This window comes from Paenibacillus sp. JQZ6Y-1 (assembly GCF_040719145.1).
Lineage (GTDB): Bacteria > Bacillota > Bacilli > Paenibacillales > Paenibacillaceae > Saccharibacillus > Saccharibacillus kandeliae.
On sequence record NZ_JBFDUZ010000006.1, the window covers coordinates 14,982 to 31,340 of the forward strand.

20 protein-coding genes are annotated in these 16,359 nt (G+C 47.0%); 5 read left to right on the top strand and 15 right to left on the bottom strand.

Going from position 1 to position 16,359, the window contains the following annotated elements; genetic code table 11:
• Positions 1–14: 14 nt before the first annotated feature.
• The 10 genes from gatA to yyaC form a co-directional block, all read right to left on the bottom strand.
• Entirely contained in the window at positions 15–1,472 is a 1,458-nt protein-coding gene (gene gatA, locus ABXR35_RS21625) for an Asp-tRNA(Asn)/Glu-tRNA(Gln) amidotransferase subunit GatA (protein ID WP_367064141.1), read from the bottom strand.
• A gap of 45 nt (positions 1,473–1,517) precedes the next feature.
• The gene (gene gatC / locus ABXR35_RS21630; protein WP_367064142.1) at positions 1,518–1,805 is read right to left on the bottom strand and encodes an Asp-tRNA(Asn)/Glu-tRNA(Gln) amidotransferase subunit GatC; all 288 of its coding nucleotides are present in this window, start codon (positions 1,803–1,805) and stop codon (positions 1,518–1,520) included.
• A gap of 165 nt (positions 1,806–1,970) precedes the next feature.
• Positions 1,971–2,348 carry an ATPase gene (locus ABXR35_RS21635; protein ID WP_367064143.1) on the bottom strand — a complete coding sequence of 126 codons (378 nt, stop codon included), beginning with the start codon at positions 2,346–2,348 and terminating at the stop codon, positions 1,971–1,973.
• Positions 2,349–2,700: 352 nt separating this feature from the next.
• On the bottom strand, positions 2,701–3,336 hold the full coding sequence (locus ABXR35_RS21640; RefSeq protein ID WP_436669401.1) for an MBL fold metallo-hydrolase: 636 nt from the start codon (positions 3,334–3,336) through the stop codon (positions 2,701–2,703).
• 6 nt (positions 3,337–3,342) lie between these two features.
• Positions 3,343–3,912 carry a thioredoxin family protein gene (locus ABXR35_RS21645; protein WP_367064144.1) on the bottom strand — a complete coding sequence of 190 codons (570 nt, stop codon included), beginning with the start codon at positions 3,910–3,912 and terminating at the stop codon, positions 3,343–3,345.
• Positions 3,913–3,939: 27 nt separating this feature from the next.
• On the bottom strand, positions 3,940–4,539 hold the full coding sequence (gene uptA, locus ABXR35_RS21650) for an undecaprenyl phosphate transporter UptA (protein WP_367064145.1): 600 nt from the start codon (positions 4,537–4,539) through the stop codon (positions 3,940–3,942).
• Between the two features lie 275 nt (positions 4,540–4,814).
• Positions 4,815–6,008 carry a class I SAM-dependent methyltransferase gene (locus tag ABXR35_RS21655; RefSeq protein WP_367064275.1) on the bottom strand — a complete coding sequence of 398 codons (1,194 nt, stop codon included), beginning with the start codon at positions 6,006–6,008 and terminating at the stop codon, positions 4,815–4,817.
• Between the two features lie 16 nt (positions 6,009–6,024).
• Complete coding sequence (locus ABXR35_RS21660; protein WP_367064147.1) at positions 6,025–6,669, bottom strand: DUF6483 family protein; 645 nt, start codon at positions 6,667–6,669, stop codon at positions 6,025–6,027.
• 477 nt (positions 6,670–7,146) lie between these two features.
• Positions 7,147–7,938, bottom strand: coding sequence for an alpha/beta fold hydrolase (locus tag ABXR35_RS21665; RefSeq protein ID WP_367064148.1), 792 nt, complete (start codon positions 7,936–7,938; stop codon positions 7,147–7,149).
• A gap of 120 nt (positions 7,939–8,058) precedes the next feature.
• Positions 8,059–8,607: a spore protease YyaC gene (gene yyaC, locus ABXR35_RS21670; protein ID WP_367064149.1), complete on the bottom strand. Its 549-nt coding sequence runs from the start codon at positions 8,605–8,607 to the stop codon at positions 8,059–8,061.
• Positions 8,608–8,758: 151 nt separating this feature from the next.
• Between yyaC and ABXR35_RS21675 the strand changes: the two genes are divergently transcribed.
• The 5 genes from ABXR35_RS21675 to ABXR35_RS21695 all read left to right on the top strand — a co-directional run bounded on the left by ABXR35_RS21675 (position 8,759) and on the right by ABXR35_RS21695 (position 11,660).
• Entirely contained in the window at positions 8,759–8,983 is a 225-nt protein-coding gene (locus tag ABXR35_RS21675) for a DUF1128 domain-containing protein (RefSeq protein WP_367064150.1), read from the top strand.
• 287 nt (positions 8,984–9,270) lie between these two features.
• On the top strand, positions 9,271–9,975 hold the full coding sequence (locus tag ABXR35_RS21680; RefSeq protein WP_367064151.1) for a phosphatase PAP2 family protein: 705 nt from the start codon (positions 9,271–9,273) through the stop codon (positions 9,973–9,975).
• A gap of 189 nt (positions 9,976–10,164) precedes the next feature.
• Complete coding sequence (locus ABXR35_RS21685) at positions 10,165–10,422, top strand: GlsB/YeaQ/YmgE family stress response membrane protein (RefSeq protein WP_367064152.1); 258 nt, start codon at positions 10,165–10,167, stop codon at positions 10,420–10,422.
• A 163-nt stretch (positions 10,423–10,585) separates the two neighbouring features.
• Entirely contained in the window at positions 10,586–11,179 is a 594-nt protein-coding gene (locus ABXR35_RS21690) for a YtxH domain-containing protein (protein WP_367064153.1), read from the top strand.
• A gap of 97 nt (positions 11,180–11,276) precedes the next feature.
• Positions 11,277–11,660: a DUF5665 domain-containing protein gene (locus ABXR35_RS21695; protein ID WP_367064154.1), complete on the top strand. Its 384-nt coding sequence runs from the start codon at positions 11,277–11,279 to the stop codon at positions 11,658–11,660.
• 144 nt (positions 11,661–11,804) lie between these two features.
• Here the strand turns inward: ABXR35_RS21695 and ABXR35_RS21700 are convergent, their stop codons facing one another.
• The 5 genes from ABXR35_RS21700 to ABXR35_RS21720 form a co-directional block, all read right to left on the bottom strand.
• Positions 11,805–12,581 carry a sigma-70 family RNA polymerase sigma factor gene (locus ABXR35_RS21700; protein ID WP_367064155.1) on the bottom strand — a complete coding sequence of 259 codons (777 nt, stop codon included), beginning with the start codon at positions 12,579–12,581 and terminating at the stop codon, positions 11,805–11,807.
• Positions 12,578–13,030 carry an anti-sigma B factor RsbW gene (gene rsbW / locus ABXR35_RS21705; protein ID WP_367064156.1) on the bottom strand — a complete coding sequence of 151 codons (453 nt, stop codon included), beginning with the start codon at positions 13,028–13,030 and terminating at the stop codon, positions 12,578–12,580. The genes ABXR35_RS21700 and rsbW overlap by 4 nt, the downstream gene beginning before the upstream one ends.
• Before the next feature lie 18 nt (positions 13,031–13,048).
• Complete coding sequence (locus tag ABXR35_RS21710; protein ID WP_367064157.1) at positions 13,049–13,387, bottom strand: STAS domain-containing protein; 339 nt, start codon at positions 13,385–13,387, stop codon at positions 13,049–13,051.
• A 238-nt stretch (positions 13,388–13,625) separates the two neighbouring features.
• Complete coding sequence (locus tag ABXR35_RS21715) at positions 13,626–15,293, bottom strand: response regulator (protein ID WP_367064158.1); 1,668 nt, start codon at positions 15,291–15,293, stop codon at positions 13,626–13,628.
• Between the two features lie 18 nt (positions 15,294–15,311).
• Entirely contained in the window at positions 15,312–16,205 is an 894-nt protein-coding gene (locus ABXR35_RS21720; RefSeq protein ID WP_367064159.1) for a CheR family methyltransferase, read from the bottom strand.
• Positions 16,206–16,359 lie beyond the last annotated feature (154 nt).

Genomic DNA, 16,359 nt, shown 5'->3' on the forward strand with positions numbered 1-16,359 from the left:
TTGTTCAGATAGGGTTACAGCTGTGGACGCTGCTTGTGAAAATCGGTATGTTGTTCAAACGCATGCGCCACACGCAAAACCGTCTGTTCATCAAAGGCTTTGCCGATAATTTGCATGCCGACCGGCAATCCAGATACGAATCCGCATGGAACGCTGATTGCTGGTACGCCTGCCAGGCTGACCGGAATGGTCAGAATGTCGTTCAGGTACATCGTCAATGGATCATCTACCTGCGAACCGAGTTTGAAGGCGGTTGTTGGTGCAGCTGGTCCGATGATTACATCGTATTTGGCAAATACATTGTCAAAGTCCTGTTTGATCAGGGTACGAACCTTTTGTGCTTTGAGGTAGTACGCGTCATAATAACCGGAGCTGAGCGCATACGTACCAAGCATGATGCGACGTTTCACTTCCGGTCCGAAGCCTTGACTACGGGACTGGTGATACAGTTCCAGCAGATTGCCCGGATTGTCGGCACGCACGCCATAACGTACGCCATCAAAGCGCGCCAAATTGGATGATGCTTCCGACGAAGCAAGCAGGTAGTACGTCGCTACAGCATACTCCGTGTATGGCAGGGATACTTCTTCCCATTCTGCGCCGAGTCCTTCCAGCACTTTAAGCGAGTCCATAATGGATTGCTTGATTGCCGGATCCACGCCTTCACCAATGTACTCGGATGGTACAGCGATTTTCAGACCTTTGATGTCTCCGGTCAGGGAACTGATATAGTCAGGAATATCCACATTTGCCGACGTTGAGTCTTTGGCATCGTAGCCTGCAATAGCTTGCAGCACATAAGCGGAATCTTCTACATTTTTGGTGATTGGACCGATCTGATCCAGCGATGATGCGAAGGCAACCAGACCGAAACGGGAAACCAGACCATAGGTCGGCTTCAGTCCAACGACACCGCAATACGATGCTGGCTGACGAATCGAGCCACCGGTGTCCGAACCGAGTGTGAAGTAAGCTTCGCCCGCAGCAACTGCCGCTGCCGATCCGCCGCTAGAGCCGCCTGGTACATGATCTAGACTCCACGGGTTACGTACAGGCATAAAGCTAGAGTTCTCATTGGATCCGCCCATAGCAAATTCGTCCATATTGAGCTTGCCCAGCGTAACGGAATCCGCTGCTTGCAATTTCTCCACCACGGTTGCGTTATAGATCGGATCATAATTACGTAAAAATTGACTTGCACATGTCGTGCGCAGCCCTTCCGTTACGATGTTATCTTTCACACCGACTGGCAGACCAAACAACAGTCCGCGCTCGCCGCCGGATGCTAGCTTCTCGTCCAGCGTCTTCGCCTGACGGGTCGCACCCTCTTCGTCCAGCGTCAGATACGCTTGGATTTTGTCATCACGTTCGTTAATGGTCTGAAATGCCTGCTGCACCAGATCGGTTACAGACAGATCGCCGGCATGGAGCCGGTTATGTATTTCATTCAGACTGAGGTCAAATAAAGTCACTTGCATGTCCTCCTTTAATTCTGTATCCGCAGCTTGATTGTACGCCTATTCCAATACGGCAGGAACTTTGAACTGTCCATCTTCGTCGTCTGGTGCGTTCCGCAGTACCTTTTCAATTGGCAGGCTTTCCTTCACTTCATCGTCACGCATAACATTGCTGACGTGAAGCACGTGGGTCGTTGGCTCCACATTGTCGGTATCCAGCTCATTTAGCTTTTCCGCGTATTTTAAAATGGCGCTCAATTGCGCTGTAAACATTTCCTTTTCCTCTTCGCTTAAGTCGAGACGTGCCAAACGTGCCACGTGTTCCACATCTTGAATATTGATGCTCATATGCCATCCTCCTCTGATGCTATACCGTTCATCCGCCGCCGTTTGCCAGATAAATCGGTTCTGGGTGCGGTCGGAAATAACTTTTTTCATTATAGGGTACATGCTGGTACAATTCAATCCGTTAAAGCGAAGCATACAAAAAAAGAGTCGGCTTAGCCGACTCTTTTAAATCCAAGCGCGCAGATTGATCTGTTTCACGAAATCAGCCTGTGCGCTTTTATCAGTTAATGGTTCTTCTGGGACTGGAAGCTCTCCACCATTCATTACATGGAAAAACAATTGTTCATTATGTGTCGCCAGAGCATAATCGATCAGTGCCTCGCGTCCGACTCGTTCCGCTTCCTGTTGCAGCAGCTTTTCTTCTGGCTCAATATCCACAGCCGGTACGAAGAAGTTACGGTTTGCTTTAGGAATGCGAACGACATAATCGAAGGCATTATCAGGATTGCGGTCATATGCGATGATATATCCGTAATCGCCCACAGGCAGATTTTGCTCAAAGGTATCAGCGACCACTACGACTTTTTCTCCGAGGTGTAGCATCGTTTATCTCCCCCTAGCTGTATCTACTTATTTGTACATCCTACTACAAAAAGTAAGTAGTGTCCACTTCTATCATGAAAGTTACATCCAAATCCTCTTGCTAAAATAGTATATGTCTCTTTTACGAATATGCACGTCGATTGGTGTCATATGATTATACGATGTTTTATCGGCTTAGGATGCCTAATTTTCAATAAAATATGGAAAAAGGATAGAAAGAAAGCACGCGAACCGTGATAATCATGCGGTCTGCGTGCTCGTGCATATATTTATTATATTCATAATTGCTCATATGGCAATAGATATTCCATATTTTTATGTCGAAAATTATCGTTTTATGACAATCGCGACATTACGCAGGTACGTAAGGGTTGCCTGCTTTCTCAATCCCAATTGTCGTGCGTGGTCCATGTCCAGGGTATACGGTCACATCATCGGCAAACGTATACAGCTTGGTCCGAATCGAATCCACCAGCTGGCGCTCGCTGCCACCAGTCAAATCGGTACGTCCTACACCCATGCGGAACAACACATCACCAGAGAACAAATCTTTGCCACTCAGGAAGCTCACGCTGCCCGGTGAATGCCCCGGCGTATGATATACGGCAAACGTATGACCGATTAGCTCCAGCTTTTGCCCTTCATCCAGCGCATACTCCGCAGGCTCTGCCGTAATCGGCGGCGTTACCTGTGGCCAATTCGCTGAACCGTTCAGCTTGCCATTGGTCATCCATTCCGCTTCTAGATCATGCAGATAGACTGGACAATCAAAATGCTGACGCATTTCTTCGACACCGCCCATATGATCAAAATGAGCATGAGTCAGTAAAATTGCCTCCGGCTGCACACCTAGCGTCTGTATACGGCGAATGAGCGAACCCGGATTCATGCCCGGATCAATTACAACCGCCTGCTTACTCTCCTCGTTGATCAGCAGATACGCATTCGTCTGCAGTGGACCGAGGGAAAAGGTTTCGACTTTAAACACGATTACTCACACTCCTGACAATAATTCATGCAGTTCGCGGATCACCATCGCATGGGAAGCAGAGCCTTCACCATAACGATCCATCATATGCTGACGCACGACTGCCATTTTATCCTTATAATCCGGCGCTTCACGATCAGGGTTCTCCTCACGGAATTGCACCATTAGCTCCTGTACATGCTGTGGACGAGGTCCCCATTGACCAAGCACATGACCGCCAGTATCGGTAATGATCACAACCGGAATCGAACGCCCGCCCATCGTCAAATACTCATCGATGACATCAAGATGTTCCTCCATGATCAACACTTTGGTCGGAATGCCGCCTTCTTCAAATGCACGGAATACGACAGGAATATTGCGTACTACATCCCCGCACCAATCTGCTGCTACGATCAAGGAGCGTAGATCATCACGTTGATTCAGCAATTTGAAAAATTCATGATCATCCAAATCCGTCCAGTTGAACAGCTGGTAGTTATCGTGAAATGTTTCTTTGTTCTTGGTCATCCCATCCATAAATTGCTGAGGTGTAATACCTTGTTCCCATTTGTCTGCCAGATTGCGTTTGCTCATGAAGTCAGCCGCCTTTCGAAATGCAGATTATTTTTTCTTCATCTTCATTTTAACCAGAAGGTAGCCTGCTAACAGCACAACAGCCACAATTAATATCGGTGTTGTGTATTTGCCGGCGATTTCGTCGATATTCTCCCACTGGCTGCCCAGCACCATACCGAGGTAAACGAACAATGCCGACCACGGAATCACCGCCATCGTTGTCAGCAAAATAAAACGCATATGCGACATTTTGGCAATACCGGCTGGAATGGAAATAGCGTGGCGTACAACCGGAATAAAGCGGGCGGTAAAAATAACACCCGTACCGTATTTGTTAAACCATTCTTCCGCATGGTCGATATGGCTTTTTTTGATCAAAATGTATTTTCCATATTTGTCCAGCACGGGACGTCCACCATAGCGTCCAATCCAGTAGATGAACAGCTGCGCCAGCACACCGCCAACCGTTCCGAACAGTACGGCACCAAAATAGTTGATGCTGCCGATATGAACCAAATATCCACCGTAAGCTAGCACAATCTCACTTGGAATCACTTCAATCATCAGGCCGAGCATAATGCCGAAATAACCGAGCTGCTCCACCATATGCAATAATTGGGCAATAATATTGGAAATAATCTCCACCAATCCTCCTTGTATATGTGTACTCTTCTCTATATCCGAGCGTATGTATGTCCACGCGTACAGCCCTGCTCATGATGTCCTTACATATTCTAGCACACCACCTGTCATGCAGCTACTTTACAAGCAATTACACAGACAAAAGCTGCGCGATTCCACACCTACTCGGTTGAACAACGACATATGCAAATAAGCCGGGCGAGTGCGCGGTGGCAACGCCGGCTTATTGCAGTATAGATGATCATTATGAACTCTGTTTGAATACAGCAGTTGACGAATCAGTTGGACGTTGCTCCAGCTTCCTGCGGCAACAGATCACGGCAGGCATGTTCCAAATACGGAGCGGCTTGCAGCATGTTACGGAATACGGTGTATTCTTGCCACATCACAGGAATCTCACCAGCGGAGCCTTTGACTGCACGAATTAGAATGTTTTTGGGCGTATGCTCCATATCAATGAATTCGAGCAGCTGCGTACGGTATCCCATTAGATCAAGCAGCTTGGCGCGAATGGCATCGGTAGCAAGGGCGGAAAAGCGCTCTTTTAAAATGCCATGCGATAGCAGCGGGCTGAGTGCATCATTCTGCACTTGGCTAAACAATTCATGCTGACAGCACGGTACACTCAGAATGGCAGAAGCGCCCCAGCGTACTGCTTTTTCCAATGCGGCATCGGTCGCAGTATCGCACGCATGCAGCGTAACGACCATATCGACTTGATCCAGCTCATCGTAATCGGCAATATCGCCGACAAGGAAGCGCAGATGATCATAGTTCAGCTTCTCAGCGAGCTGGCTACAATGCTGAATCACATCCGCTTTCAGATCCAGACCGACGATATTGAGCGGACGACGCTGCTGAATATTCAGATAGTGATACAGGGCAAAGGTCAGATACGACTTCCCACAGCCAAAATCAACAATCGTCAGCTCGCGACCTTCTGGCAGCGCAGGCAAAATATCCTGCACCATCTCCAAAAAGCGGTTGATCTGACGGAATTTATCGTACTTCTTCGCCAGTACTTTGCCATCGGCGTTCATAATGCCCAGCTCTACCAAAAATGGCACTGGCTCGCCTTCGTCTAAAATATAACGCTTTTTACGATTATGGTTCAGGTCAGCGACCGTTTTGGTGGCGGTTTTGGTCAAAATAGATACTTTGTACTTTTTGCTGATCAATATTTGATAATCGGCTTCGGGCGTGCAAAGCAGCCCCTGACGTAAATGCTGTTCAAACAGCTCCATCAGCGGACGTGCGGCTTCGGCAGCCGGTACATTGTCATGAGTAACCTTATTGCTGTAATGATAGGCAAACTGGTAGAACAGCTGCTTTTTCAATTCTACCGGCTTGACGACCACTTTCGTAAACGCCTCCGGGTCACGCTTGCGGCGCTGACTCAATGTTGCTGAGATCAGTTCTCCGCTTTCAGTTAGTTGGTGAATCAATTTGTGGAGTGACTCCATTGCGTACATCTCACTTTCCATTTGTTCAATTTTGAAAACGGACCAACCCGTCTTCGACTTCGGCACGGCTCAATCCGCCCGCTTCCAGCTCCTCGTCAGTCTTCACCTGCATGCTGACGTAAAAGTCATGACCGACCTGCTTGCCTTCGGCGGCATCCAGTTCCACTAGACGGCGCACGGCATCTGCCGCATTATCATAATAGCCTTCCTGCTGCTCATATTCCACCATCAATTTCTCAACTGCGGCTGGCAGCACGTATTCTTCGAGTGCATCCAATAGACCATCGATCTGTGCGGGATAGTCTAACAGGTTGCGGTCTGCTTGGTTTACGGCGCTATATAGGAACAGATTGAGCGCCTTGATCCGGCGGACGACGGCTTCGTCTTCATTTCCAGCGGCATCGTAAATATCCGCTTCGACGCTAACCATACGCGCCAGCCCTTGCAGCTGATCGACTTCTACGGTTGCACCGACGCGGAACATTTCGACGATCTCCTCGGCTGGCATCCGATTGACCAGTTCACTATTTAAACGAAAATTTTTACGCATAAGATCGTCGGTTTCCCATAGTGCTTCGGTATATTTTTTTTGTTCCTTGAGTCCAAATGCTTTGGCAATCATGGTGGTCATGTCTTCGATCATGCCCATGAGGTAATCTTTTCTGAACATTGTGTATCCCGCCTTTAGATTGGATGAGATGGGGTAAATGCAATATTTGCTGGGACACTGCTTCGGAAAGGAATAAGGGAACGTGGCTCCGGTGGAGGGGGGAGAATCTACGGATAAGGTGATAATTGTAGATTCTCCCCCCTCCAAGGTCGCACTTATCCCTTATTTCCTTTCCTTCGCTCTGTGCCGGTGCATGATGCGGGTTTACCTTGTCTCTGGGTGGAGTAGTAGTTGAAGTACTTTTAATATATCGTATTGCTTTACTTAGATATAAAAATGTATTCATATGATTTGTTGCTTAACTATAATGGATGGTTGGCGGATATGCAATTTCCGTAATGGGATGCTGTGTATTGTTAGTATGAAATGATCAGATGGTATAAATTTGCACTTATTGTGTGTATTGATGATTGTTTTGGTTGGACTTGTTGTATTACTGCTTTTGGTTGGATGTAGTCGTAATCCGTATATTTTTGATTATTGTTTCTGTGTAAATGAGATGATAATTTCCGCCAGTTGGTCGGGTGCTTCTAATAGGCTCATGTGACCGACGGTTGGGATGGTGGCGGTGGTGATGTTGGTGCCTTGGGCTGTGAATAGTCGTTCGGCTGGGATGAGTTGGTCGTGTTCGCCAGCAACTAATAGAATAGGTAGAGTCGATGATGATAGGACCTGCCTACGATCTGGACGTTCACGCATGGCGAGAGCGGCGCCGCAGCCACCTTGGGGTGGTGTGTTGTAGCCGATTTCGCGCGCTTTTTGCACCGCTTGTGGGAGCTGCTCTAGCGAAGATGGGGCAAACAGACCTTCAACGAAGCCATCGACAAAGGTAGCTACTCCATCGCTGTTGATTTTGGATACGGCTTGCAGGCGTTTTTCCTTGGCTTCGGGTGTATCTTCGTGCGCAGTGGAGTGGATCAGTCCCCATGCTTGCAGACGGTCGCTATGTTGTTCTGCCAGTGCAAGTGCGATATAGCCACCCATGGAATGTCCCAGTACGACGGCTTGATCTAACTCCAAATGATCTAGTAAAGCAATAATGTCTTCTGCCATTTGTTCGATTCGATAGCTGCCTTCTGGTGCCAGACTGCGTCCGTGTCCACGCAGATCAGGTACGATGCAGCGAACATGTGAATTCAGTAAAGGAACTACTTCGTCCCAATACGCGGAGCTTCCGAAAAAGCCGTGCAGCAGGACAACAGGTGTACCTTTGCCGGAATCGGTATAATGTAGCAAAGATGGGTTGGATTGAGGTGATAGGTTGCTCATAATAGATTCCTCCTATAATGGGGTAAGATGGTATGTTCCAATCCTACGTTTCATTTCCTATATACATCTATACATCGTCCACAAAAAATCATAACATCCAATAAGTGGAACACACCCACACTAATTGGCGTGGTGCAATCCCAGTCCGCGTATGGCGGCTTGTACAATATCGTTGGACATATTCATAACCCGGTGCAGCGATGTCGTTTGCAGAGTTACATAAGGCTTAGGTCCGTTCTCATTCACAATGGCAGCGATGCTATACGTGCCGACACCCGGAAATTGACCGCCCACGGACAGTGCGGGGAACAATGGTTCTTCGCCGATACTATATAATCCAACGGAGCGTTGTTGTCCAAGGCATGCGTCGATAGCGACAATGGTCAGATGCTCGGCAATCTGTGGAATGCGTATGTGCAAGTTATGAGCATCGCAGGGATGCTCCATTGTGCCGACCACATGAGGAATGCCGTATGCTTCCAAACCACTTCCAGTCAATGGACCGAGCGCGTCGCCGGTGGAGCGATCGGTACCGATGCAAACGAAGGCAAGTTGATCAAGCGCATGTCTGCTGTGAATCATTCGAAAAAATTGCACCATGCCATCCATATTTACATTACGTCGGTTCTGCTGATCGTAAGGCAGCAGGCTTGAACGGCGATTAATCATATAATGGTAGATTCCCTTCATTCTGTTGATCGTATTTTCTGTCATTTTAACCTATGACTCTAGTTACCGCAAAATGTTGGTTCCTACTCCATATCCATGATACAATACAACAAAATCAGTTATTTGCGAAAATGAAGGAGCACACTATATTATGGATCTGTCTCAAAAAACGCCTGAAAATCTGAGCATTATGATTGAAGGCATTAAAACCAAGCTGCGTATGGCAAGTGGTGCAGCTATGCAGGCCTCTGCTTTTTCGCTGGATCAATATGAAGATATTCATGATGTGTACGACATTGTGATGAACAAACCGAATCTGAGCATTAGCGAAGTGGAAGCCCTCGTCTCCGAGCTTGGACGTCTGCGCAACAAGTAATGCCGCCTGTAAAGCCCGCTTCCGTTTCGACGGTGGCGGGCTTTATTCTATTAGAGTGCCTTGTTTTGCCCTCTCTGCTTTGATTATCTTTGCTATCCAATGATGATAGCAGAAGCGTTCACGATTTGTTTGCAGCTAACAAGGTTCAGACGTCGGACTGCGGTTATATTTAACATAACGATTACAATCGTAGATCGGGACATACCGCTTGCTGATTCATAGTATATGTCGGTATGGACGATCTGTTCGTTGATTTTAATGAATTGATTTTAAAGTGAAAGAAGGCGATGACCATTTCAACACGACCTGCTTCCGGTACATCCGGGCACCGTTCCCCTATTCCCATGTGGCTATTGATGATTCTGATACTGGTTGGCGGCGCGATTGGTTCCTTCTTGCTGCTGGAAGCGGCAATCTGGATCATCCAAGCAATATTCGGCGTGAATATCCATATTTGGGAAAATGACTTCCAGCGCGATCTGCGTGAATATCACGGAGAACCGCTACGCAGTATTATGCTGTTCTTTACGTATCTCGGCTCGTTTTATCCGACTGTATTCGTGGCATTGGGCGTTACGGCACTAATGATCAGTCGGCAGCAGCATCGTGAAGCCCTAATGCTGGTCATTACGACAGCTGGTGCATGGCAATTGAATACGATGCTCAAAGCGCACTTTATGCGTCCGCGTCCTGAGCTGGAATTCTGGACACCTGCATCGGGTTACAGCTTCCCAAGCGGCCATGCCACGATCGCGGCTGCAATGTACGGTATGTTATTCTTTATGTGGGCACATTATCGCAAGCGGCAGGGAAAATCGATGTGGCCCGCAATCGTATGCGGCATTTGCCTCATTGTCATTATTGGTACAACACGCATTTATCTCGGTGTGCATTATCCAACCGATGTACTGGCTGGCTTTTTCAGCGGTGCCCTCTGGCTAACTGCCTGTGCTTACTGCCTGACTGTATGGGAAAAGCGGCGCCCACGGTAACATCCGTCCCGCTAATGGGCAGTGGCTCTTAATGTTTCACGCGATATGAACGGGGTTTATATACGAAGTAAGACCGAATCAGTTATCCGGCTTTATCTTGTAGCGGCGTGACTGGATTCCCGTTCTATTGCTAACCTGCCTTTACCTCATCCGGTGCAAGGCCATCTTACTGGAAAAGGAGGCGTTCGTATGTGGGGAATTATTATCAGTCTGATTCTAGCCATCATTATTGGTGTCATCGGCAATGCCTTAGCAGGTGATGAAATGCCTGGCGGTATTATCGGTGCAGCGATTGCCGGTTTTGTCGGCGCGTGGCTGGGTGCTCTGTTATTTGGTAACTTTGGCCCGGTTATTGGCGATTTCGCCGTGATTCCTGCCATCCTTGGTACTGCGATCTTTGTTTTTTTGCTTGGATTGGTTTCCAGACTGCTACGAAGAGCAGCTTGATTCCATACTAGGCTTAAATATAGCCATACTTTCGTAAGCTAAACTCTCACTATGTTTTTACTCCTCAGAAAGCTTCACTTGATATGATATGGCTGAATCTTCCTGACGGGGAGATTTGTATGCTAAACTGTGCACTTTATACTAATTCAAGGAGTGATTGTTCATGAATGAAGCAGAAAAAGAGTACCCAGCACAAAGCAGTTCTACATTTATTAAAGGCGTATTTATCGGAGGTCTGATCGGTGCGGCTGCAGCATTGCTGTTCTCGCCAAAGCCTGGACGCGAACTGCGCAGTGACATCTCCGACAAATTAACGGTTGCCGGTGAGAAAACGAAAAACGTTTACGGTACGGTATCCGATCAAACGGCTCAAGCAGCTGGTCTGATCAGCGATAAAACTGTTGAACTGGCTGGCGTAGTCGGCAACAAAGCAACTGAAATCGCTCAGACCGTAGCATCCAAAGCTACTGAGCTGACTGGTAAAGTTAAAGAAGCAACAACACCTACACCAGAGCAAGCTGACGCGAAAGACAACATTGTCAAACACGTAGCTGAAGCTTCCAAAAACATTGCTGAAGACATCAAAGATGCAAAAGATGACATCAGCAAAGAAGTAAGCAAAGCTTCCGACAATGTAAAAGAAGATGCAAAGCCGCTGGCTCAAAATAACTCTGCTGGCAGTAGTACAACAGGTACCAGCAAACCTGGTTCCACATCGTCTACTACGCCTTCTTCGTCCACAACGCCGAAGATCTAAGCAGTCATCTAACCGAAATATTCACATAGCCGGCTCATTGTAGTCGGCTATTTTTATGCCCGGTGCATCCCAAATCACGCGAAAGCGAGGAAACGATATGGCTGACAAAGACAATAAGGAATTATCACCTAACCCACCACAGGTCACCACCGCCCCCGATGCCATTCGCGAGCATCCTTTTGAATTAAGGCATGAGGTCCATCGTTTGAATGAGCGTCTGGATCAATTGACTGCCGCACTCGACAAAGCGGAGATCAAGGATATTATCGAAAATTATAGCAGTGTCAAAAAGCGCATCTTAACCAACTTTGTCGCTGGCGCAGCGCGCGGTCTCGGTCTATCACTGGGAACGATCGTCATTCTGGCATTACTTGGTTATCTGTTATCCCTGCTAGTAAGCTTTAACCTGCCGGTGATCGGCGATTACATTAGCGAGCTACTCAACTATGTGAATACCTCTCAAGGCTCCGGCGGAAAATAATCCGCCTCTTTTTTTGCCTTCCTTTACGTGTGGCATCCCTATCAAAAAAGGTATGCTGCTTCATTCCGTAATGGAAGAATCAGCATACCCTACTGCATTGCCTACTCGACAATGATACATATGAAATGGAACGATACATCGGCTTTATCCTGAGGATGAAGCATTGGACATAATCTGCTTCAGCTTTTCGGTTGCCCGCTTCTGAATACGTGATACACTCATCTGTGAAACGCCCAGCTTTTGTGCAATTGCACGCTGGGATTGACCTTCTTGGAACGCGAGCAGCAAGACTTTCTGCTCTTGCTCTTTCAGCTGACTAAGCGCCTGCTGTAGATCCATTCGTTTCTCGACGGCATCGTAATCGTTCACGTCCGCGCTGATCAGCTCACCCAATGTCGCAGCACTTTCCTCTTGCGACAACGGGGAATCCAAGGATACATAATGATAGCATTCGCGTCCTGCCAGTACTTCGATCGTTTCCTCTTCGGACAGATCCAAGAATCCGGCGATCTCGCGTACACTTGGCGAACGCTCCAGCTTAACGGTCAGTTCGTCAATCGCTTGCTGAACTAGGGCACCCTTTTCCTTAATACGGCGCGGAACCTGTATGTACCATGATTTATCGCGCAAAAAGTTTTTCATGTGCCCGATCATACTCTTCATGGCATACGGTTCAAAAGGAATCCCCAAGGAAATATCATACTGCTGCAAAAGACGAATAAGCGCCATCTGACCAACCTGATACAGGTCTTCATACAGGTCAGGACGGTTACGTGCGATTTTGCCCGCGGCCATTTTGACCATCGGCTCGTACTTTTTGATCAGTACGGTTGCAATATCGTTGTCCTTTGTTTGTTGATACTCCCAGATCAGGCCGATTGCCTCGTCCATGGATGCAGGGGGAGTCACTTTTTCACTCATACTCTTTCCTCGCTTCGAGCAAGGCTTTTGGACATGGTCACGCGTGTTCCTTGACCAGACACATTCTCAATGCTGACATCATCCATCAACGCCTGCATCAGATAAAAGCCCAATCCGCCGATTTGAACATCGCTCAGTTCTTTGTCATGCAGGGTGGACTGATCTGCTGTATCAGTTACCGTCTCAAAGCTCTCCCCTTCGTCTTCGACGATAATCGACAGCGTTTCTTCACCAATTTCAAAAATAACGTCAATATGACCGCCATCTTGTCCGTAAGCATACAAAACCGAGTTATTACATGCTTCGGAGACAGCGACCTTCATATCTTCAATATCTTCGTAGGAAAAACCCATTTTTGAAGCAATTCCGTACAGGTTCAAGCGTACCACATCTACAAATTCTGCTGTGGCGGGCAGATTAAGGATTACCTTTTGAGTATCTGCTTTCATGCTATGTTCGATCCTTTCCTAGTGGGAGTTCTCCTGAGGGGCAAAAAACTTGGCGATACCGGTCATTTCAAACAGCCTTTGAATTTGTGGAGGAACTTCTTCAACGGCAAAGCTTGCGTTCATACCGTGACGGGCTTTGAGGATGGAAAGTAAAATACCGATACCGGTACTGTCGATGTATTTCAGATCCTTCATATTTACGATTAAATCTTGGTCTGCGTTACCGACCAAAGGTTCCATAACCAGACGAAAATCAGGTGCGACCGAAAGATCCATTTCCCCGCTTAAAAATACGGTGCATGCACTCTCGTCCATCTCGGTTACAGCATTGAATTTCTCGTTTTTGTTAGTATTCATAGACATTCTCCCCTGAACAATGGTTTCTTTACTAATAACCCAACCGAAGAAGCGCTGAAACAACCAATATATTCCATTCGGTTGGTAAGTGGCTTTCCAGCAAATAGCTAAAGACACAAAAATTGGTTGTCATAACAACTATAAAGGCAAAAACGCGACCTCTTACAGGTACGCCTTTCACATCACCAGCTTACCAGCAATCCATCGCGCTTGCTATGGGGCAAACGTCATTACCTATTCAGTATACTGTTTTTTTGACTTCAAAGCGTGAGATTTCCGCCGAGTAGCGTTCCAGTATATTTTTCACACTGACCATTTTAACTGGCTTGCTAATATAATCATCCATACCGGCAGCAAAGCAGCGTGCCTTAATGCCTTCCATCACATCGGCGGTCATCGCAACAATTACGGTATGCTCACCCGTTTGTAATTCACGAATACTGCGCGTCGCTTCTAATCCATCAATATTAGGCATCTGCACATCCATGAAAATGTAATCGTACATTTTGGCATCCGCCATCCGAATCGCTTCGGCTCCATCTTCTGCTGTTTCGCATTGATACCCGAGTCTGCCGAGCATGCTGACCATTAATTTCTGGTTAATCGGATGATCATCCACGATCAGAATCTGGGGGTTCGTCGTCCTCGGGTGGAGCAAATTTGAAGTTCCTTCCTCTACAATGCCGGGTTCCAATTCTTCCATCACGTACTCACCGACCATAATATTGAAAGCAAAAATGGCGCCGTGTTGTAGATCCATTTCATTGCAATCCAGATAAATATCGCCGCCCATCATCTGCACCAGATTTTTGCAGATGGCAAGTCCAAGCCCAGTGCCGCCATATTTGCGAGTCATGGACGAATCCAATTGGGAGAATGGCTGGAATAGCTGCTCGCGTTTCTCTTGTGCAATACCGATTCCAGTATCCTTTACTTTGAATTCCAGTTCCAATCTACCGTCAAGCTGGCGTTTGCGCTGTACTTCCAAATATACGCCGCCTTGCTCGGTAAATTTGATCGCATTGGCAGTCAGATTGATCAGCACTTGACGCAGTCGCGCCATATCGCCGAACAGATAGCTTGGAATATCGTCACTCAGTCGATAAACAAGCTCCAGATTTTTTTTGCTAGCTTCTACCGAGAACAGACTGAACACTTCGGAAATGCACGATTCCAATGTGAATGGATGTTCTTCCAGTTCCATTTTGCCTGATTCCATCTTGGTAAAGTCCAAAATATCATTAATGACCATGACAAGGGTATCCGCGCTGCTGCGGATAATCTCGGCATAGCCTTTTTGTTCAGGATGTAGATCGGTTTCCATCAGCAAATCAATCATACCGATGACACCATTCATCGGTGTACGGATTTCATGACTCATCATCGCTAGAAATTCGGTTTTGGCTTTGGCAGCAATCTCTGCGTCTTCCTTCGCCCGAATCAGTTCTTGATTCATCTTTTCCAGTTCCAGCGTTTTCTGCTGCAACAGCATCGACTGGGTTTTATGACGCTTGTTCGTCAGATACATATTCACAAATCCTTCGATCTTGGATTTGAGAATTTGCGGAATAAACGGTTTGACCATATAATCGATCGCTCCGGCAGAATAACCAGCAAACAGATGCTCGGCTTCCTTACTGTTGGCAGAAATGAAGATGATCGGTATTTCCTTCGTCTTCTCGCGGGCTTTGATCAATTTGGCAGTCTCGATACCATCCATGCCCGGCATCTGTACATCCAGGATAATCACAGCAAATTCGTCCTTGAGCAAACAGCGAAGCGCCTCTTCACCAGAGGTCGCTTTGACAAGATTATAGCGTTCGCTTTCAAGGACGGCTTCCAGGGCGAGTAAGTTTTCAGGTCGATCATCTACAAGTAAGATGTGAATCGGTTCATGAAACCTCATGGAATCCCCCTACATTCTCTAGTTAATTTTCCGGTATACCTTTTCAATGCGGTCCAGCGGCTCGTAGCTATCGCTGTATCCCGTAAACTGCATGGATTCTTTGGAACCGAGCACCAGAATACCAAAACGGCTCAGACTCTCATGGAACAATCCATGCACCCGCTCACGCAGTTTATCGTCAAAATAAATCATTACATTTCGGCAGAAAATAACATTAAATTCGTTAAAGGAACGGTCGGTCGCCAGATTATGCTCTGCAAAAATAATATGCTTACGCAAAAATGGCTGAAAGATAACCGACTGATAACGAGCAGTATAATATTCTGAAAACGAACGGGTACCGCCAGCTTCCAGATAATTTTTCGTGTACAGTTGCATACGATCAATGCCGAATACGCCTTCCCGCGCCTGCTTCAAGGAGCGGTCGTTCATATCGGTCGCATAAATCCGAGCCTTATCGAGTAACCCTTCTTCATGAAGCAAAATCGCCATCGAGTATACCTCTTCACCAGTAGAGCAGCCTGCATGCCAGATCCGAATATACGGATACGTGCGCAGCAGCGGAACAACCTGTTCACGGAACATACGAAACAGTTGTGGATCACGGAACATCTCAGTCACAGGAATAGACAGATTCTGCACGAGCCGTTCAAAACAGGCGCGGTCATGCAGCACCCTTTCCTGTAATGCTGATACGGAAGACAGCTTCTCCGAATGCACATGATGCCAGATGCGACGTGTCAGCGAGGCACGGGCATAATTACGAAAATCATACCCGTACAGTCGATGCACGCCTTCCAGTAGCAAATCAATTTCGATATTTTCACGTTCCGCGAGATTGGTTGTAATCTGACTATCTGCCCGGGGCGCTTCGGAACCATTTGGTATTTGCTCATGATCGATTGGTGTCATTCTCTTTTCAGCCCCAATTCTGTAAACTCTTCTATCTGTAATCTATCGATTCATTCAGGTATAGTTATCACTTGTGTTGATTCTGTATTGTTATGCACATCATATCGTCTACTTAGCTTAACAATCTACATTATACTTCATTTACCCACTTTTA